This window comes from Achromobacter sp. GbtcB20, assembly GCF_019091095.1.
Taxonomy (GTDB): Bacteria; Pseudomonadota; Gammaproteobacteria; order Burkholderiales; family Burkholderiaceae_B; genus Achromobacter; species Achromobacter mucicolens.
The window spans coordinates 1-231 of the sequence record NZ_JAGXJZ010000962.1; the positions used below are offsets into that span (position 1 = coordinate 1).

Annotated in this window: 1 pseudogene; it reads right to left on the bottom strand. The window is 77.1% G+C overall.

Features of this window, described 5'->3' with window-relative positions:
* Positions 1-231 (bottom strand): annotated as a pseudogene (locus KVT32_RS31840) (hypothetical protein); the annotation flags it as partial.

Sequence of the window (231 nt, forward strand, 5' to 3'; positions counted from 1 at the left end):
CCCGGCTATGGATATGGCGCGGGGGCTGCTCATGCCCAGCAGCGCCACCATGGGGGGAATGCTGTGGGCGGGATCGATGTAGCCCCAGCCGGCGGCGGCCGCCAGCGCCTGCGCCACCTGCGCCAGGACGAACCGGGACGCCACGCGGTCGGCGCGCGGCCCCAATAGCAGGCGCTGGTCTTCGTCGCGGGCATGGCGGCGGCCCCGGGGGCCCCCGCCGCCCCACGGGTG